At 41.3% G+C, this 16,184-nt stretch carries 20 protein-coding genes and 1 rRNA gene; 14 read left to right on the forward strand and 7 right to left on the reverse strand.

The features are described from left to right. Positions 1-12 precede the first annotated feature (12 nt). The 5 genes from BW139_RS14595 (at position 13) to BW139_RS14615 (ending at position 2,312) form a co-directional block, all read left to right on the forward strand. A complete protein-coding gene (locus tag BW139_RS14595) occupies positions 13-675 on the forward strand; it encodes a flagellar brake protein (RefSeq protein ID WP_008467073.1) in 663 nt (220 codons plus the stop codon). A 515-nt stretch (positions 676-1,190) separates the two neighbouring features. After that, positions 1,191-1,403: an EF-hand domain-containing protein gene (locus BW139_RS14600; protein WP_008112941.1), complete on the forward strand. Its 213-nt coding sequence runs from the start codon at positions 1,191-1,193 to the stop codon at positions 1,401-1,403. Positions 1,404-1,472: 69 nt separating this feature from the next. Next, complete coding sequence (locus BW139_RS14605) at positions 1,473-1,685, forward strand: EF-hand domain-containing protein (protein WP_008112939.1); 213 nt, start codon at positions 1,473-1,475, stop codon at positions 1,683-1,685. A gap of 134 nt (positions 1,686-1,819) precedes the next feature. Next, positions 1,820-2,032, forward strand: coding sequence for an EF-hand domain-containing protein (locus BW139_RS14610; protein ID WP_008112937.1), 213 nt, complete (start codon positions 1,820-1,822; stop codon positions 2,030-2,032). Positions 2,033-2,096: 64 nt separating this feature from the next. Next, a complete protein-coding gene (locus BW139_RS14615) occupies positions 2,097-2,312 on the forward strand; it encodes a calmodulin (protein ID WP_008112935.1) in 216 nt (71 codons plus the stop codon). A gap of 86 nt (positions 2,313-2,398) precedes the next feature. Here the strand turns inward: BW139_RS14615 and trkA are convergent, their stop codons facing one another. The 4 genes from trkA to def form a co-directional block, all read right to left on the reverse strand. Further along, a complete protein-coding gene (trkA, locus tag BW139_RS14620; protein WP_008112933.1) occupies positions 2,399-3,775 on the reverse strand; it encodes a Trk system potassium transporter TrkA in 1,377 nt (458 codons plus the stop codon). Between the two features lie 75 nt (positions 3,776-3,850). Continuing rightward, the gene (gene rsmB / locus BW139_RS14625; protein ID WP_008467077.1) at positions 3,851-5,146 is read right to left on the reverse strand and encodes a 16S rRNA (cytosine(967)-C(5))-methyltransferase RsmB; all 1,296 of its coding nucleotides are present in this window, start codon (positions 5,144-5,146) and stop codon (positions 3,851-3,853) included. Further along, complete coding sequence (gene fmt, locus BW139_RS14630) at positions 5,139-6,092, reverse strand: methionyl-tRNA formyltransferase (RefSeq protein ID WP_076920147.1); 954 nt, start codon at positions 6,090-6,092, stop codon at positions 5,139-5,141. Before fmt ends, rsmB begins: the two co-directional genes overlap by 8 nt. Positions 6,093-6,123: 31 nt before the next feature. Then, a complete protein-coding gene (def, locus tag BW139_RS14635; protein WP_008112927.1) occupies positions 6,124-6,630 on the reverse strand; it encodes a peptide deformylase in 507 nt (168 codons plus the stop codon). 119 nt (positions 6,631-6,749) lie between these two features. Between def and BW139_RS14640 the strand changes: the two genes are divergently transcribed. The 6 genes from BW139_RS14640 (at position 6,750) to hemF (ending at position 11,675) form a co-directional block, all read left to right on the forward strand. Next, positions 6,750-7,871 carry a LysM peptidoglycan-binding domain-containing protein gene (locus tag BW139_RS14640; protein ID WP_008467081.1) on the forward strand — a complete coding sequence of 374 codons (1,122 nt, stop codon included), beginning with the start codon at positions 6,750-6,752 and terminating at the stop codon, positions 7,869-7,871. A 28-nt stretch (positions 7,872-7,899) separates the two neighbouring features. Then, on the forward strand, positions 7,900-8,991 hold the full coding sequence (gene dprA / locus BW139_RS14645; protein ID WP_076920148.1) for a DNA-processing protein DprA: 1,092 nt from the start codon (positions 7,900-7,902) through the stop codon (positions 8,989-8,991). A 1-nt stretch (position 8,992) separates the two neighbouring features. Beyond that, entirely contained in the window at positions 8,993-9,466 is a 474-nt protein-coding gene (locus BW139_RS14650) for a DUF494 family protein (protein WP_076920149.1), read from the forward strand. A gap of 126 nt (positions 9,467-9,592) precedes the next feature. Next, positions 9,593-10,168, forward strand: coding sequence for a type I DNA topoisomerase (locus tag BW139_RS14655; protein WP_076920150.1), 576 nt, complete (start codon positions 9,593-9,595; stop codon positions 10,166-10,168). Between the two features lie 23 nt (positions 10,169-10,191). Next, positions 10,192-10,755, forward strand: a complete 564-nt coding sequence (locus tag BW139_RS14660) for an L-threonylcarbamoyladenylate synthase (protein ID WP_076920151.1) — start codon at positions 10,192-10,194, stop codon at positions 10,753-10,755. 2 nt (positions 10,756-10,757) lie between these two features. Further along, on the forward strand, positions 10,758-11,675 hold the full coding sequence (hemF, locus tag BW139_RS14665; RefSeq protein WP_010392766.1) for an oxygen-dependent coproporphyrinogen oxidase: 918 nt from the start codon (positions 10,758-10,760) through the stop codon (positions 11,673-11,675). A 46-nt stretch (positions 11,676-11,721) separates the two neighbouring features. On the opposite strand, the gene BW139_RS14670 is transcribed toward hemF, so the two are convergent. Beyond that, complete coding sequence (locus BW139_RS14670) at positions 11,722-13,326, reverse strand: methyl-accepting chemotaxis protein (protein ID WP_076920152.1); 1,605 nt, start codon at positions 13,324-13,326, stop codon at positions 11,722-11,724. Positions 13,327-13,428: 102 nt separating this feature from the next. Next, positions 13,429-13,866 carry a group II truncated hemoglobin gene (locus BW139_RS14675; protein ID WP_010392770.1) on the reverse strand — a complete coding sequence of 146 codons (438 nt, stop codon included), beginning with the start codon at positions 13,864-13,866 and terminating at the stop codon, positions 13,429-13,431. Between the two features lie 52 nt (positions 13,867-13,918). Here BW139_RS14675 and aroE point away from each other — a divergent pair, with 52 nt between their 5' ends. Both aroE and BW139_RS14685 read left to right on the forward strand, forming a co-directional pair. After that, positions 13,919-14,743: a shikimate dehydrogenase gene (gene aroE, locus BW139_RS14680; protein ID WP_076920153.1), complete on the forward strand. Its 825-nt coding sequence runs from the start codon at positions 13,919-13,921 to the stop codon at positions 14,741-14,743. Continuing rightward, positions 14,740-15,012, forward strand: a complete 273-nt coding sequence (locus BW139_RS14685) for a DUF1488 domain-containing protein (protein ID WP_076920154.1) — start codon at positions 14,740-14,742, stop codon at positions 15,010-15,012. Before aroE ends, BW139_RS14685 begins: the two co-directional genes overlap by 4 nt. Here the strand turns inward: BW139_RS14685 and BW139_RS14690 are convergent. Continuing rightward, a complete protein-coding gene (locus BW139_RS14690) occupies positions 14,992-15,531 on the reverse strand; it encodes a gamma carbonic anhydrase family protein (RefSeq protein WP_008467096.1) in 540 nt (179 codons plus the stop codon). The genes BW139_RS14685 and BW139_RS14690 overlap by 21 nt on opposite strands. A gap of 578 nt (positions 15,532-16,109) precedes the next feature. Here BW139_RS14690 and BW139_RS14695 point away from each other — a divergent pair. Further along, positions 16,110-16,184: ribosomal RNA gene (locus BW139_RS14695) — 16S ribosomal RNA — on the forward strand; the annotation flags it as partial.

Raw genomic sequence — 16,184 nt, forward strand, 5'->3', positions numbered from 1 at the left:
TAGGAAGGAACTATGCAAAAAACCAATTTGGAAAAGTTAAACCAAATCGTCACAGGTGGCATAGTCGATGTAGAAATACTCACGCCAACCAGTAGCCGACGTGTAAAAACGGAGTTTATTGGTTTATTAGAAAACAAATTTATTATTTTAAACTATCCCAGCGCTAAGCGACTCCCCATGGCAAGTGATTACTTGCGAGATGGGGTTATGGTGGTGGTAAGGGCGCTTATAGAGGGCAGTGGTGGGCACATCATTGCGTTTCGTCAGCAACTTATGTCTGTAGCCTCTCATCCAGCTAAATTGTTGTTTATTCAATACCCTTCACAAGTACAGTTGTTTGCGCTTCGCTCACAAGCACGCATACCCACATTGTTTCCTGCTAAGTTAAAATTAACCGAAGAGCAACCGCCTTTTGAGGGGGTGATAAAAGACATTTCGCTCACCGGTGTTATGTTTGATATTAAAACTACTCAAGAACTCGATGAGCTAAAAGATATGCGCTGTACGGTTGTATTTGATGGCGAGACTCAGCATGAGGGGCAAATCTGCAGTGTAAAAAAACATGCTAACGGTATCTGTTGCGGAATTCGATTATTTGCCAGTGAAGAGCAAATGAAAACACTAATGGGGGATCACTTCATTGACCCAAGCGCGCTTGAAGTTGAAATAGCTTAGGGTCTGTTATCAAGTTGAACAAGCTTCTAATATAAATATCAGCAGGCTCCTGCGATTTCATGATTTCGTCATTTTGCAACAAATAGCCTTGTGCGGCTGTTTGTTTTAAACGCTATGTAAAATTTATTTTTTAAACCATTTAAAAACAGTAACTTAAATCTATTTTTTAATTGTAGTTTTTTATTTATAACAAAATAAATCTCAACTCACCTTTCTTTTTGTTTAATTAATCCTCTTTTTTAGCGGTTGCTAATCGACTGTGTGGTGTTTTCCTTAAACTCAACTCACTGATTTTTAATGTTTTAATTTTATTGCCTCATCTACTGTTGCTAAAAAGCAACAAAATAACGAGTTGAGTAGCGCCATTTTCAGCTAGGTGCAGGTTAATTTATTGAAAATTATGGTTTTTATATTATTGGCATCGAAGTTGTAATAGTCAGGCTGTATTGAACGAAACGTGATTTAAAGTAAAAAACTTAATCGCACAAAACATAAACTTTGAAGGAAGATTGATTATGAAAAGCATTAATAAAACTTTAGCACTTATCGCATTAGCTTCTTCATCAGCGGCTTTTGCAGCAAGCGACTTTGACACGCTAGACGTTGACGGCAACGGCGCAATCAGTCAAAGCGAAGCATCAGTAGATGCAAAGCTAATGAGCATGTTTTCTGAGCTTGATACTGACCAAAACGGTGAGTTATCAAAAGAAGAATTTTCTAAAGCATAATCTTAAGCAATTAACGTTTTGGGAGCTTAACCTCCCACATTATTTAAACGATTTTAAGGAATACTCATTATGAAAACATTACACAAAACATTCGCACTTATCGCATTAGCTTCTTCATCAGCTGCCTTTGCTGCCAGCGACTTCGACACGCTTGATACCGACGGTAACGGCGCTATTAGCCAAAGTGAAGCATCAGTTGATGCAAAGCTAATGAGCATGTTCTCAGAGCTTGATACAGACCAAAACGGTGAGCTATCAAAAGCAGAATTTTCTAAAGCATAAGCTAAGGCTAGGCATATTCTGAGTTGCCAAAGACAACCTAAGTAGGCAAGGGAGCCTATGAAAAAGAATGACAAGGACGGTTATAGCCTGACATTTCCAATAGCACAAAGCATTACATTTTGAAGGATTAAATTATGAAAACATTACACAAAACATTCGCACTTATCGCGCTAGCTTCTTCATCAGCAGCCTTTGCCGCTAGCGACTTTGACACACTTGATGCCGACGGTAATGGGGTTATTAGTCAAAGCGAAGCTGCTGTAAACGCTGATTTAACCGCCGCATTTACTGAGCTTGATACTGACGGCAATGGTGAGCTTTCTAAAGCTGAGTTTGCAAACTTTTAATTTTTAACTTTTTTCATTGCACAGGGATCTCAGAAAAGGATTTCCCTCTTTAAGGAGACTTATTATGAAAGCATTAAATACAACACTTGCGATTTTAGTATTAGCGTCATCATCAGCGGCATACGCAGCAGTAGACTTTGCCTCTTTTGATAGTAATGGCGACGGTGTAATTAGCCAGCAGGAAGCGGCTGCAAATAAACAACTAATGAATATTTTTGATGACTTAGATACTGACGGAAATGGTGAGCTTTCTAAAGAAGAGTTTGCAAAAGTACAATAAGTATTACCCCATCATACTCCACTAAAGCCGCTTAATAGTCAGCGGCTTTTTTTGTGCTTGTTGATTACTTAACTCAAGCAGTTTAATTATAGAAAAATAGCGCTAACTTGGAATAACTTTTCAACCACGTTAATGTGCTTCTTATCAATTAAGAACATAATTACATGATCGCCTGATAGAATTATCGTGTCATCGTGGGCAATCAGTACATCGTCATTACGTACAATTGCACCTATTGTGGTGCCTGCTGGCAATTTAATATCAGCAATCGCGCGACCCACTACTTTAGATGTATTTTCATCACCATGGGCCACTGCTTCTATGGCTTCTGCAGCCCCTTTACGCAATGAGTACACGTTTACAATATCACCACGGCGCACGTGTGTAAGTAACGCAGAAATAGTCGCTTGTTGTGGTGAAATGGCAATATCAATTTCACCGCCTTGCACTAAATCAACATAGGCACCTCGTTGAATAAGCACCATGGTTTTTTGTGCCCCCATGCGTTTTGCTAGCATGGCCGACATTATATTTACTTCATCGTCGTTGGTAACGGCAATGAACACATCAACCTGTTCTATGTGTTCTTCTGAGAGCAGCTCCTGATCGGACGCATCACCACAAAATACCACGGTGTTGTCGAGCATTTCAGAGAGTTGCTCTGCGCGTTCTTTACTGCGTTCTAATAATTTAACGCTGTGGTTTCTTTCTAGTGAACGGGCAAGGCCAGCACCAATGTTACCCCCACCGGCTATCATAATTTTTTTGTACGAGCGTTCCAGTTTTTGTAGCTCGTTCATTACCGCACGAATGTGTTTAGTAGCGGCAATAAAAAATACTTCATCGTCGGCTTCTATTACTGTGGTGCCTAATGGTTTTATTGCTTTGCCTTGACGGTAAATAGCAGCTACCCGGGTTTCAACATTAGGAATATGTTGTTTAAGTGTAGATAGGGCATAGCCTACCAATAAACCGCCATAGTAGGCTTTTACCGCCACTAAAGAGAGCATGCCGTCGGCAAATTGTAGCACTTGTAATGCACCGGGGTAATCTATTAAACGGCGAATATATTTAGTTACGAGTGCTTCTGGGGCAATGTAATGATCGACAGGTAAGTCATCATTATGAAAGAGTTTTTCGCGGTATTTTAAATATTGCTCAGAGCGAATACGGGCTATTTTGGTTGGTGTATTAAAAATACTGTAGGCAACTTGGCATGCTACCATGTTCACTTCATCTGAGCTGGTCACCGCGATAATCATATCGGCATCCTCAGCCCCTGCGCGACTTAGCACGTCAGGGTGAGCGCCATGGCCTGCAACACCTTGTAAATCGTATTTATCTTGTAGCTCGCGCAAGCGGTTACCGTCGATATCAACTACGGTTATTTCGTTTTGTTCACCCACTAAGTTTTCTGCGAGTGTGCCGCCAACTTGCCCAGCACCGAGTATGATTATTTTCATTATGTACCCGTATTATTAATACTAATTACATCAAAGTATTAGCTACCTCTAAATTGAAGTAGCTAAATGTATTGCCTAGGCTTTTTTAACTAATTTAGCGTAGTAAAAACCGTCACTTTCGCCTGGTAATAACTGCAAGCCTGGTGTGGTTTTAGTGTCTTCGCTGTGCAGAGGAATATGCTCTACATCGTCGTTATTAGCTAAAAATTTAGCAACTTGTTGTTGGTTTTCTTGTGGAAGTACCGAGCAAGTTGCATACACTAATGTGCCGCCTGGTTTTAATAATGGCCAAATGCTATCGAGTATATCGCCCTGTAGGGTCGATAAGTCGTTAATGTCAGATGCGCGACGTAACCATTTAATATCTGGGTGACGACGAATTACGCCAGTTGCAGAGCAGGGTACATCTAACAAAATACGATCAAACTGTTCTTCATCCCACCAAGTGTGAGGTTGCGATGCATCTCCACATTGTAAATCGGCGCCTAAACCTATGCGTTCTAAGTTTTGTTTAACACGCTCGAGGCGTGTGGCATCGCTATCAAGCGCAAGTACATCAGCATCGGCAAGCTCTAAAATATGGCAGGTTTTACCACCAGGAGCTGCACAGGCATCGAGTATGGCATCACCATTTTGTGGGTCGAGATAGCGAGCTGCAAGCTGCGCTGCTGCATCTTGTACTGAACAAGCGCCGGTATCAAACTCAGGAAGTGAAAACACATCTCGAGGCTTACTTAGCTTTATGCCATCAATAAAATCTGGGTTTAGGGTATGTTCGATATCGTTAGCAGTTAGCATCTCGCTATATTCTTGGGTGCTAAACTGCGATTGATTCACTCGCAGCCACATTGGTGCTTGCTGCTGGTTTGCTTCTAGTATGTCTTCCCAGTTATTTGGGTAGGCTTCTTTTACTTGCTTTATAAACCAGTTTGGGTGGTTATATAAACACACTGGAATCTGTTTGGCTTTTTCTTCAAGCTCAAGTTGTTGGCGCTGAAAGCTTCGTAAAATGGCATTAATAAGCCCTTTTAGACCAAGAGCGCGTAATTGTTGTAACGCATTAACGGTTTCGCTAATTGCAGCATGTGGCGGTACACGCATGTGTTGTAGTTGGTAAATGCCCACATACAGCAAAAACTGAAAAATACGGCGCTTACCTTTAAGTGGTTGCTCAACTAAATGCTGGCAATAATTTTCTAGGCTAGGTAAGTAACGTAATACTCCGTAGCAAATTTGCTGCAGTAAGGCTTTATCTTTAGGTGATAGGCCTTGGCTAGCGAAAGGGAGTTCTTGATTAAGCGATGCGCCTTTATCAACCACGTTATATAAAGTTTCAGCGGCTAGCGCTCTGACATTACTTACATTACTCATTATTTTCGCCTAATACGGTGCCAGGTGTAACCCAGTCGCTACGACCGTTTAAAAAATCATTAATTGCCATTGGCTTTTTGCCTTGTGGTTGTAATTCGCTAATAGATAAAGCGTGTTTACCACAAGCCACAACGATACCGTTCTTATCACTTGTTAGTACGGTGCCAGCTGCGCCTGATTGCTCTACAACATTTGCTTGGTATATTTTTACCGTGTTACCGCTCATTTGGGTAAAGCATACTGGCCATGGGTTAAAGGCACGAATGTTACGCTCAATTTGCTCGGCATCCATAGACCAATCAATGTTGGCCTCGTCTTTAGAGAGTTTTTTCGCGTAATTAGCATCTGCATCGTTTTGTGGTTCAGGGGTTATTTCACCTTTAGCCAAACGATTTATAGTGTTTATGAGAGCATCAGGCCCAAGCTCAGCAAGCTTAGTGTATAAGCTTGCACTGGTTTCAGCGCTATCAATAGGGCAATGGCTAATATGTAGCATATCGCCGGTATCTAGCCCTTCATCCATTTGCATTATAGTGACACCGGTTTGCTGATCACCTGCCCAAATAGCGCGTTGAATCGGCGCTGCACCACGCCAGCGTGGTAAAATAGAACCATGTACATTTAAACAGCCTAGACGTGGGGCATCTAAAATGGCTTTTGGCAAAATTAACCCGTAGGCAACCACAATCATGATATCGGCATTGAGGCTGTTTAATTCCTCAAGTGCTTCGTCTGTTTTGAGTGATTGCGGCTGAAAAACAGGGAGGTCATGTTCTAGTGCAAGCGCTTTTACTTCACTGGCTTTTAGTTTTTTTCCGCGACCCGCTGGACGATCTGGTTGACTGTAAACACCCACAATTTGGTGTTCACTATTAATGAGTGCTTGCAGATGGCGTGCAGCAAAGTCCGGAGTACCGGCAAATATAATGCGTAATGGTTGTGTCACTGAGTTTCCTAATTATTTACTAAGGTGCTTATTATTGCGCTGCAAACTTCGCTTCTTTTTCAAGCTTTTTACGAATGCGTTGGCGCTTTAATGGAGATAAATAATCAATAAATAATTTACCTTGAAGGTGATCAAGCTCATGCTGAATACAAATCGCTAATAACTCGTCGGCATCAAGAATAAACTCTTTACCTTCTTCGTTGAGTGCAGCCACGGTGACGGTTTCTGCGCGATCAACTTTTGCATACGAATGAGGAACTGATAAACAGCCTTCTTCACTCACGGTAGAGCCATCTTTTTTGATAATTTGTGGATTGATAAGCACCAGCGGTTCATCGCGCTCTTCTGATACATCGATCACCACAATGCGTTGGTGAATATCAACTTGCGTAGCAGCAAGCCCAATACCATTTTCATCGTACATAGTTTCTAGCATATCTTTGACGATTTCACGCACTTGGTCGTCAACAACCGTTACTTCTTTTGCGATTGTACGTAAACGTTCATCTGGAAATCTTAAAACTTCTAACCTAGCCATAGTTACCTTTTACACTTATGCTTAAATTTAGGGTATCGTATGTTCTTATTTTAGCCATTCACGTTCCCCTTTAACAGGTTTTGGTTAATAATAATGAAAAAACACTATGAGGAAGCTCAATGAAATCTCCATTAATTGCAATAATACTTGCATTAGGTGCTACTTTTCCTGTGCTAGCAGATATACTAACTATAAAAAAAGACGCGCCTAAACAATACGTTGTAAAAAAAGGTGACACGCTTTGGGATATCTCAGCTATATATTTGAACGAGCCATGGCTGTGGCCTGAGTTATGGCAAATGAACCCGCAAATAGAGAACCCTCATCTTATTTACCCGGGTGATGCGTTAGCATTAATTTACGATACGGACGGTAATCCGCGTTTAGTGATTAATAAAGCGTATCGAAAACTATCACCCATGGGGCGTATTACCCCTAAAGGGAAAGATGCCATTACTACCTTACCGCTTGCGGTGATTAAACCGTATTTGTCATTTGAACAAGCGATAAACAGCGATTCGATAAAAGAAAAACCTTATATCTTGGGTGCAAACGAAAATACCAAAACTCAAACTATCGATCATATTTTATATGTTAAAGGTAATTTAAAGCGCCATCAGGCTTATGCTATTTACCATAAAGGGGCGCCTTACACCGACCCTAAAACAGGTGAAGAACTTGCGAGTAGAGCATCTTATGTGGGTATGGCCCGTGCCTTTAGAGAAGGTGATGCAGCTAATGGCGAACCTGCATCAGTAAGAGTTGAATCAGTTAAACGCGAAATTAAACAAGGTGATTTTTTATTACCGGCTATGGAAGGGCAGATGCTGCCAGTGTATTTTAATATGCATCGTCCTACCCAGCCATTGCAGGGGCATGTAATTGCTTCACCCCGTGAAGTGAGAGAATTTAGCACGATGGATGTGGTGGTGCTAAACTTAGGCTCAGAGCAGCAAGTTGAGGTGGGTCATGTGCTGGATATTGAACGCCAGTCACCGACGGTTATTGATGGTGCCAGAGGTCCGCGTTATACCGAAGACTCGAGTCGTTTGGAAAAATTAATATCGGCTACCAACGAGTTACTTGGTTCAGAAAGCAATGAAGATAGCATTGCGTGGAAAATGCCAGCAGAAAAAGTTGGTGAAATGATTATTTTTAAAGTGTATGACAAAGTTAGTTATGCGCTAATCACTAAAAATCAGTACCCAATTCGCATTGGAGATTTAGCAGTTATTCATTAAGTAGCGAGTCGGTGTTCTAGGAGGGAACATGGAACAATCGTCTGGCAAGCTAAATCATTGGCTTGCCTTTTACTTATGCAAAGGGCTAGGGATTAAAACGCTCTTAGCCCTGTCTAAACAACACAGCCTAGCATCGCTGTTTTCTTTATCACACGCTGGGCTGGTAAACATTGGTTTAACGGCTCACCAGGCTAGCAATTTACTTAACACGAACTGGCAGCAAGTTGCACATTATGAGCAGTTGATCAGCCAACAAAACATTGTTGTTATTAGTATTTTTGACAACACTTACCCTGAACACCTAAAGCAGATTGCCAGCGCCCCGTTATTACTTTTTTGTAAAGGGGATACCAGCTTGCTAGCTTCGCCGCAAATTGCCATTGTTGGCAGCCGAAACGCAACCACCACAGGGCTTGAAATTGCTGCTGAATTTGCACACCAGTTAACCCTTGCTGGCATAACTGTAACCTCAGGTATGGCGCGAGGCATTGACGGTGCAGCTCACAAAGGTGCATTAGCGGGAAATGGCAAAACCATTGCCGTGTTAGGTACTGGCGTTGATATTTACTATCCAAAACGACACAAGTTGCTCACCGAGCAAGTATTAACAACGGGCTTATTGGTGAGTGAGTTTTTGCCAGGTACGGCTGCCAATGCGCATAATTTTCCACGACGCAATCGTATTATTTCAGGGCTATCACTTGGGGTGCTGATAGTGGAAGCCGAAATTAAAAGTGGCTCATTAATTACCGTACGTTATGCGCTTGAACAAAATAAAGAGGTTTTTGCGGTACCCGGTTCAATAAAGAACCCGCTGGCACAAGCCAGTCACTTTTTAATTAAGCAGGGTGCTAAGCTGGTGGAAAACGTCGCGGATATTCTTGATGAGATGAACTTTTCATACCCTTCTGGTCTAAACTATAAAGAGTTAACCAATACAACACCCTCAGAATGCGAGGTGCTTAACAGTATTGGTTTTGAGGTGACCAGTGTGGACGACATTATGCGTCGAGTGCAGTGGCCAATTGATAAAGTACAAGCGCGATTGCTTGATTTAGAGTTAGACGATCAAATAGAGCGAGTATTAGACGGCTATATTAAATTAAGCGCTGGAGGATAATATGTTTGATATTCTCATGTATTTATTCGAAAACTACGTTCATAGCGAAAGTGATGTATTTGTTGAGCAAAGTAAGCTTACCGATGAGTTACTCCGCGCTGGATTTAATAAACCCGAAATTAACAAAGCCATTGACTGGCTAGATCAACTTGCCGCATTACAATACAGCAATGAATCACCTTATTTATTGGCCACAGAGCAGCACGCAGTGCGAATTTTTACTGAGAGCGAGTGCCAAGTTCTCGATACCCAATGCCGTGGCTTTTTAATGTTTGTTGAACAAACAGGCGTCATTAATAGCACCACTCGTGAAATGGTGATGGACCGTTTAGCGGCGCTTGATAACTCAGCTATTACTTTGGAAGATTTAAAATGGTTAATTCTGATGGTGTTATTTAATGCCCCTGATTCTCAGTATGCGTATGAGCAAATGGAAGATCTTATTTTTGATGAGCCCAGTGAAGTGTTACATTAACAGGTTAACGAATAATCATTATTGCGTGTTTTATTATTTTCAGCGTTAACAAACCGACTGCCATAGCTTGTATCTTTAAGGGTTTTGGGTATATTAGGCGAAAATTCACCAACCACTAGGATTTACATGAGTAAAATCGATCATTCACTTTTCTCGGCCAATAAACACGCCCTAGAAAAAGAATATGAGATATGCCCGCAATGTGGTTCAGAACTCGTCATTCGTAATAGTAAGTCGGGGCCTTTTTTAGGCTGCGCTAGTTACCCAAAGTGCGATTTTATTCGCCCGCTTGCCCATCATGATAGCAATGAAATAAAAGTACTTGAGGACAGCGAGTGTCCAGAGTGTAGCAAGCCGCTGGTGGTGAAAAATGGCCGCTACGGTATGTTTATTGGCTGTACCGGTTACCCTGAATGTCATTATATTGCCAGTGAGCATGACGATACCCCAAGTGAAGAGTCTGTGATTGGTTGCCCTAAATGTAAAAAGGGGCACTTGGTTTCACGCAGTAATAAGTTCGGAAAAGTATTTTATTCCTGCGACTGTTACCCAAGCTGTAAATATACGCTTAATCATAAACCTGTAGCTCACGCGTGTCCTGTATGTGACTGGCCAGTTGTTACTGAGAGAAAAACCGCGAGTGGCGTTGTGTTACAATGTCCACAAAAAAGCTGTATGCATAAGTTTGCTGCCACTGAATAACGTAAATATCTCTGGAGACAATTTTGTCTGACCTTTCTTCTTTATCTGCTGCAATAACAAGCTTAGAAAATGGCGATGTTATTTTATACCCAACCGAAGCTGTTTATGGTTTAGGTTGCGATCCTGACAATCAACAGGCGGTGGAACGTTTACTTGATATTAAACAACGCCCAGTTGAAAAAGGGCTTATTTTAATTGCCGACAATTACGGGCAATTATTAAAGTACGTGGATGACGCTAAGTTGCCCATGGACAAACGCGCTGATATTTTTTCAAGTTGGCCTGGTGCTATTACTTGGGTTATGCCTGCTGCTAAAACCACGCCTAAGTGGTTAACTGGGCAATTTGATACTATAGCAGTGAGAGTAACTAACCATCCTACAGTTAAACGTTTATGCCAAGAGTTTGGTAAACCATTGGTATCAACAAGTGCTAATTTAAGTGGCCAAGCAACGGTAACAAGTATTGTTGAAGCGCAGCAGCAGTTTGCAGAGCAGGTTAGTTTTTATGTTGATGAACCATTAGGCGGTAATACTCAACCAAGCACCATTAAAGATGCCACGACAGGCAATATATTCAGAGGTTAACTATGCAAAGCGAATTATTAAAACAAGTAAAAGCCTACTTTATGGCTTTGCAAGATACCATTTGCCAAGGCTTAGAAGCAGCAGATGGGAAAGCACAATTTGTTGAAGACAGCTGGCAGCGAGAAGAGGGCGGCGGTGGCCGTACTCGCGTTATTACCAATGGTAATGTGATTGAGCAAGGGGGAGTTAATTACTCTCATGTATTTGGTGCCTCTATGCCGGGCTCTGCCACTGCACATAGACCTGAGCTTGCCGGGCGCAGTTTTCATGCATGTGGTGTATCATTAGTGATTCACCCTAAAAACCCACATATACCAACAAGCCATGCCAATGTACGCTTTTTTATTGCCGAAAAAGAAGGTGAAGAACCGATTTGGTGGTTTGGTGGTGGTTTTGATTTAACCCCGTTTTACCCTGTACTTGAAGATGTAGTGCATTGGCACCAAGTTGCGCACGATGTGTGTCAGCCGTTTGGCGATGACGTATATCCAAAATATAAAAAATGGTGTGACGAATACTTTTATTTAAAACATCGTGATGAAACTCGCGGCGTAGGCGGCTTATTTTTTGACGATTTAAATGAGTTAGGTTTTGAGCAAAGCTTTGCATTTATGCAATCGGTAGGGAATGGCTTTTTAGATGCTTATGTTCCTATTATTGAACGTCGTAAAAACGATGAGTACACCGAACAACAACGCGACTTCCAATTATATCGCCGTGGTCGTTATGTTGAGTTTAATTTAGTTTGGGATCGTGGCACATTGTTTGGTTTACAAAGCGGTGGCCGTACGGAATCTATTTTAATGTCTATGCCACCTTTAGCCCGTTGGGAGTATAACTATACCCCAGCCGAAGACAGCGCAGAGGCATTGCTATATAAAGATTTCTTAAAGCCTCGAGATTGGTTAGCACTGGGCTAAGAATGATATGCCAGTCAATAAACTACTGATTGACTGGCTTTTAAAATTATTGCTTAAGTTTAAAGCTGCGTACCTGCTCATCTAGCGAGCGAGCTAAATTGAGTAACTCTTCACTGACTTTTTGATTTTCATCTGCATCCACTAACGATTGCTCTGCATTATCGCTAATGCCAACGACGCTTCTATTTATTTCTTCGGCGGCTAGATTTTGCTGCTCTGTTGCATCGGCTATTTGTATATTTAGCTCATTTATTTCATTCATTTGCCCTGAAATATCTTTTAAAGCCTGTGCAACTTGTTGTACTTGTTGCGCTCTTTCGTCTGCCTCTTCACAGGACTCCCCCATGGTTTTAACTGTTTGCGCTGCTTCTGATTGCAACTTATCTATAGTACGGCGTATTTCATCGGTAGAGGCATGAGTTCGGGTTGCTAAAGTTCGTACTTCATCAGCAACAACGGCAAATCCTCGGCCTGCTTCACCTGCACGGGCAGCTTCAATGGCAGCATTAAGTGCTAATAGGTTTGTTTGTTCAGCAATACTGCTGATCACCTCAAGTACTTTGCCCACTTCAAGCGTTTGCTCTTGCAGTTGTCTCACTTGATCTGCCGCTTGGCGTACATCTTCTGCTAACTGATTAATACTGAGTTCGGTTTGCTCTGCAACCTGCATGCTTTGTTGTGCTAGTTCATTACTGTTCTCAGATTTTTCTTGAGCAAAATGAGTGGTGTTTCTTACTTCATTGGACGAGCTTTCTAGTTCATTAATTGCTGCGGCCACCGAATCGGTACTTTTCTTTTGTTCTAAAATAGCGCGCTCAGTGGTATCGGCCGAGGTATAAATTTTCTCTGCTGAATGAATAAGTACTTTTGAAGAGTGAGATACCTGAGCAATGTTATCTTTAAACGTAGCAATCATTTGGTTAAAACTGGTGGCAAGCCAGCCGAGTTCATCTTCGGCGTTATCTTCAATGCGTAAGGTTAAATCTTTATTGGTAGTAGCTAAGTGCATTGCATGGCCGAGCTTTTTAAGGCGCACTATAAATATTTTTCTAAACACTATACCTAGCAGCACAAAGGCAATAATAAAAATAGTAGAAAGTAGGCTGGTGGTTATTAAGGTGTTGTAAGTTACCTCGCTATCAATATCGGCTAGGGAATAGCTAATTTTTACCACGCCCAGCACATCGCCTTCTTGCGCTTGATGGCAGCCTAAACAGTTAGTGCCTTTATAATCCGTGCTAGCATACATAGGGCGTAGGTAGGTCATACTGCGGCTATCAGTGTTTTGCTCTATAAATAAGCTTTCTTTACCCTGCAGTGCTTCACGTTCGTTGTTATTACTCGCTGTTTGGTTTTTATTTCCGGCGCCATACAGTTTATTAACTATATCGGAGCGAATAATATGGGCATCTTCTATATTAGGGTGTTTGCGTAGCTTTTGGCTCAATAATTCTCGATTAGCCATAGTGCCCGTTAGCATCATGGTGTTTATTGAATCAAAATAGTTATCGGCAAGCAGCTTAATATTTTCTGCCACCGTATCTTGGGCGAGCGTGCGCTGCTGGCTAGCACTACTAAAAATACTCGCTATTAATACAATAATGCCGGTTAAGGCTAACAAAGCATAAATTTTATGTTGGATAGATTTCACACGCGCCACGCTTTTCTAATTATTTGATAGGGTATTATCTATATTTTAGAAAAGCGGGTTTTGACTTAGCGCAAATAATCCCCAATTAAAGAATGAGGTAGGTTAATGCTGGTTAATCATATGGCTGGCTAGTTGGGCCAGTGACTGACGTAAGCCCTCGCGTAACACGGGGTTATCAATTTCTATATCTAAGGTTTTATTCATGCAATACATCCACTGATCGCGTAGGTCTTGATCAATAGGGAACGGCATATGACGTTTACGCAGCATCGGGTGGCCATGCTTTTCAACAAATAGGTCAGGCCCACCAAGCCAACCGGATAAAAACTCAAAAAATACTTGGCGAATTCTGTCTAATGGTTGAGGATGCATATCATATAATGGTTTAGCGTATTCATCGCTGGCCATTATGTCGTAGAATCTATTAGCAATTGCACGCGTGGGGGCTTCTCCACCAATGATTTCATACGGGGTTTTATCTGGCGTAGGTGCTTGCGTAGTTGTAGACGGCTTTGATCTTGAAAAGAGTCTTTTAATCATAATTTTATCATCGTTAATAGGCAGTACTAAAACTGCGAAGAGGTTGTTTAAAATGGACAAATATGCGGTTTTTGGAAATCCAATCAAACATTCAAAATCTCCCATTATTCACCAGCAGTTTGCAAAGTCATTGGGAGAGCAAATCGACTATCGCGCAATTTTAGCACCTATCGATGGATTTAAAAAAACAGTCGCTGCTTTTTTTGAGCAAGGGGGAAAAGGTGCCAATGTCACTGTGCCTTTTAAAGAGCAGGCTTTTGCTTTAGCAGATGAACTCACTCCAGTTGCTAAACTGGCAGGCGCAGTGAACACCCTTAAAAAGTGCGATGATGGCAGTTTACTCGGTGATAACACCGATGGCATTGGTTTTGTTAACGACTTACTGGCCAATAAAATAACGATAACAGGTAAGCGCTTGTTGATCATTGGTGCAGGTGGCGCTGCTCGAGGAGTTATCTTACCTTTACTAGAGCAGCATCCCGCAGAGATAGTTATTGTTAATCGCACGGCACACAAAGCTCAAACATTGGCAAAGCTCTTTACTGGGCACGGCAATGTTTCGGGGTATGGTTTTGACGACCTTCCTGAAGTTGATTATCACTTGGTTATAAATTCAACCTCGAGCAGTATGAATAACGAGTTACCTGCACTAAATTCTAAGTATTTAAGCGCATGTGAAATGGCTTATGATATGTTTTATGCTACGCAAAATACGCTATTTATGAATTGGGTCAGCGAACACAACAAAGCGGCTAAGCTGTTAGATGGTAGTGGCATGCTAGTAGGCCAAGCCGCACAAGCTTATTATGTATGGCGAAATAAAATGCCTGAGATTGTTCCCGTTATTACTGCACTAAAGCAGGGAGTGCTTAAATGAATCAAGCGATACAGTTTATAGATCGACTCGAATTTAGAGAACCCACTCATCAATTAGTTTTTTTTGCACAAGTAAATGGCATGCTAGTTGAATGTGTGATTGCTGTCAGTAGTTTAAATTTAGCCGATGAGAGTCATGCAACGCGTTATTTTGAGCAATACCGTTTTGACTATGAAGAACGTGCCGAGCAGCTCATTGAAGATGAATGCTATAACTCGGCAGGTCAAATAGAAGTGAGTTTAGTTAAATTAACTAGCGTCTTCAGCTAAGTATTCATCTTTTAGCTGCACGTAATTATCAGCAGACACTTTTAAAAAGCTCAGCTCTTGTTCTGTTAATGGGCGAGCTTGTTTTGCTGGACTACCTACATATAAATAACCAGACTCTAAACGCTTATTAGGAGGTACTAAAGCACCGCCACCAATAATTACCTCATCTTCTACAATCACATTATCCATAATAATAGCGCCCATACCCACGAGTATACGATTACCTAATACGCAGCCATGTAGCATTACCTTATGACCAACGGTTACATCATCACCAATAATAAGTGGGTAGCCGTCTGGATTATTTTTTGTTGCTCTTGATAAGTGTAAAACACTGCCATCTTGTATATTAGTACGCTGACCAATACGAATATGGTTAACATCACCACGGGCAGCAACTAACGGCCATACACTGCTATCATCACCTATAGTGATATCACCGACTAATACAGACGACTCGTCTACATAAACAGATTTATTAAACGCAGGAGTGATTCCTTTATAAGAACGTATTGCCATATATGCACCTTTAAATTAAACATATTAAGAGTATCAGTGTAACAGTAGCGCTTATTTAAGTACCAGCAAAGCCTGGTTTGATTATAAAACTACCAGTTTTACATGCTTTCGCTCAGATACTAACCGAACAGTGTGTTTTTTTAGTTTTTCTTTAAAAAAGTACTTGCGTAAAAATCTGTTCTCCCTATAATGCGACCCCACTGAGACGGGGAACGCCAACGCATAGCGAGGCACGAGCTACTCAGAGAGTTAAGTAAAACTTAAGTTTAAATCATCGCAAGAAAGTTTAAAATTAAGTGTTGACTCGAAAAATAAAGGATGTATTATACGCATCCCTAGCGACAACGTCGCAACGTTCTTTAACAATATAAAGCAATCATCTGTGTGGGCACTCGTACAGATTGAGTTCTAACAGCCAAGCTACTTAGGTAGTGAGGCAAACAAATTTAGAGTCTCAATTTAAACTGAGTGACCAACAGAATAGTTACTTCGGTAATTATTCAGCACAGTCAATTCAATATCGAAAGATATTAAATAAATTCAGAATTCATTGAGCTGTCGAAAGACATAAAACTTTTTAATTGAAGAGTTTGATCATGGCTCAGATTGAACGCTGGCGGCAGGCCTAACACATGCAAGTCGAGCGGTAACAG

The organism is Pseudoalteromonas sp. SK18, assembly GCF_001974855.1.
In the GTDB taxonomy this organism is placed as follows: Bacteria; Pseudomonadota; Gammaproteobacteria; order Enterobacterales; family Alteromonadaceae; genus Pseudoalteromonas.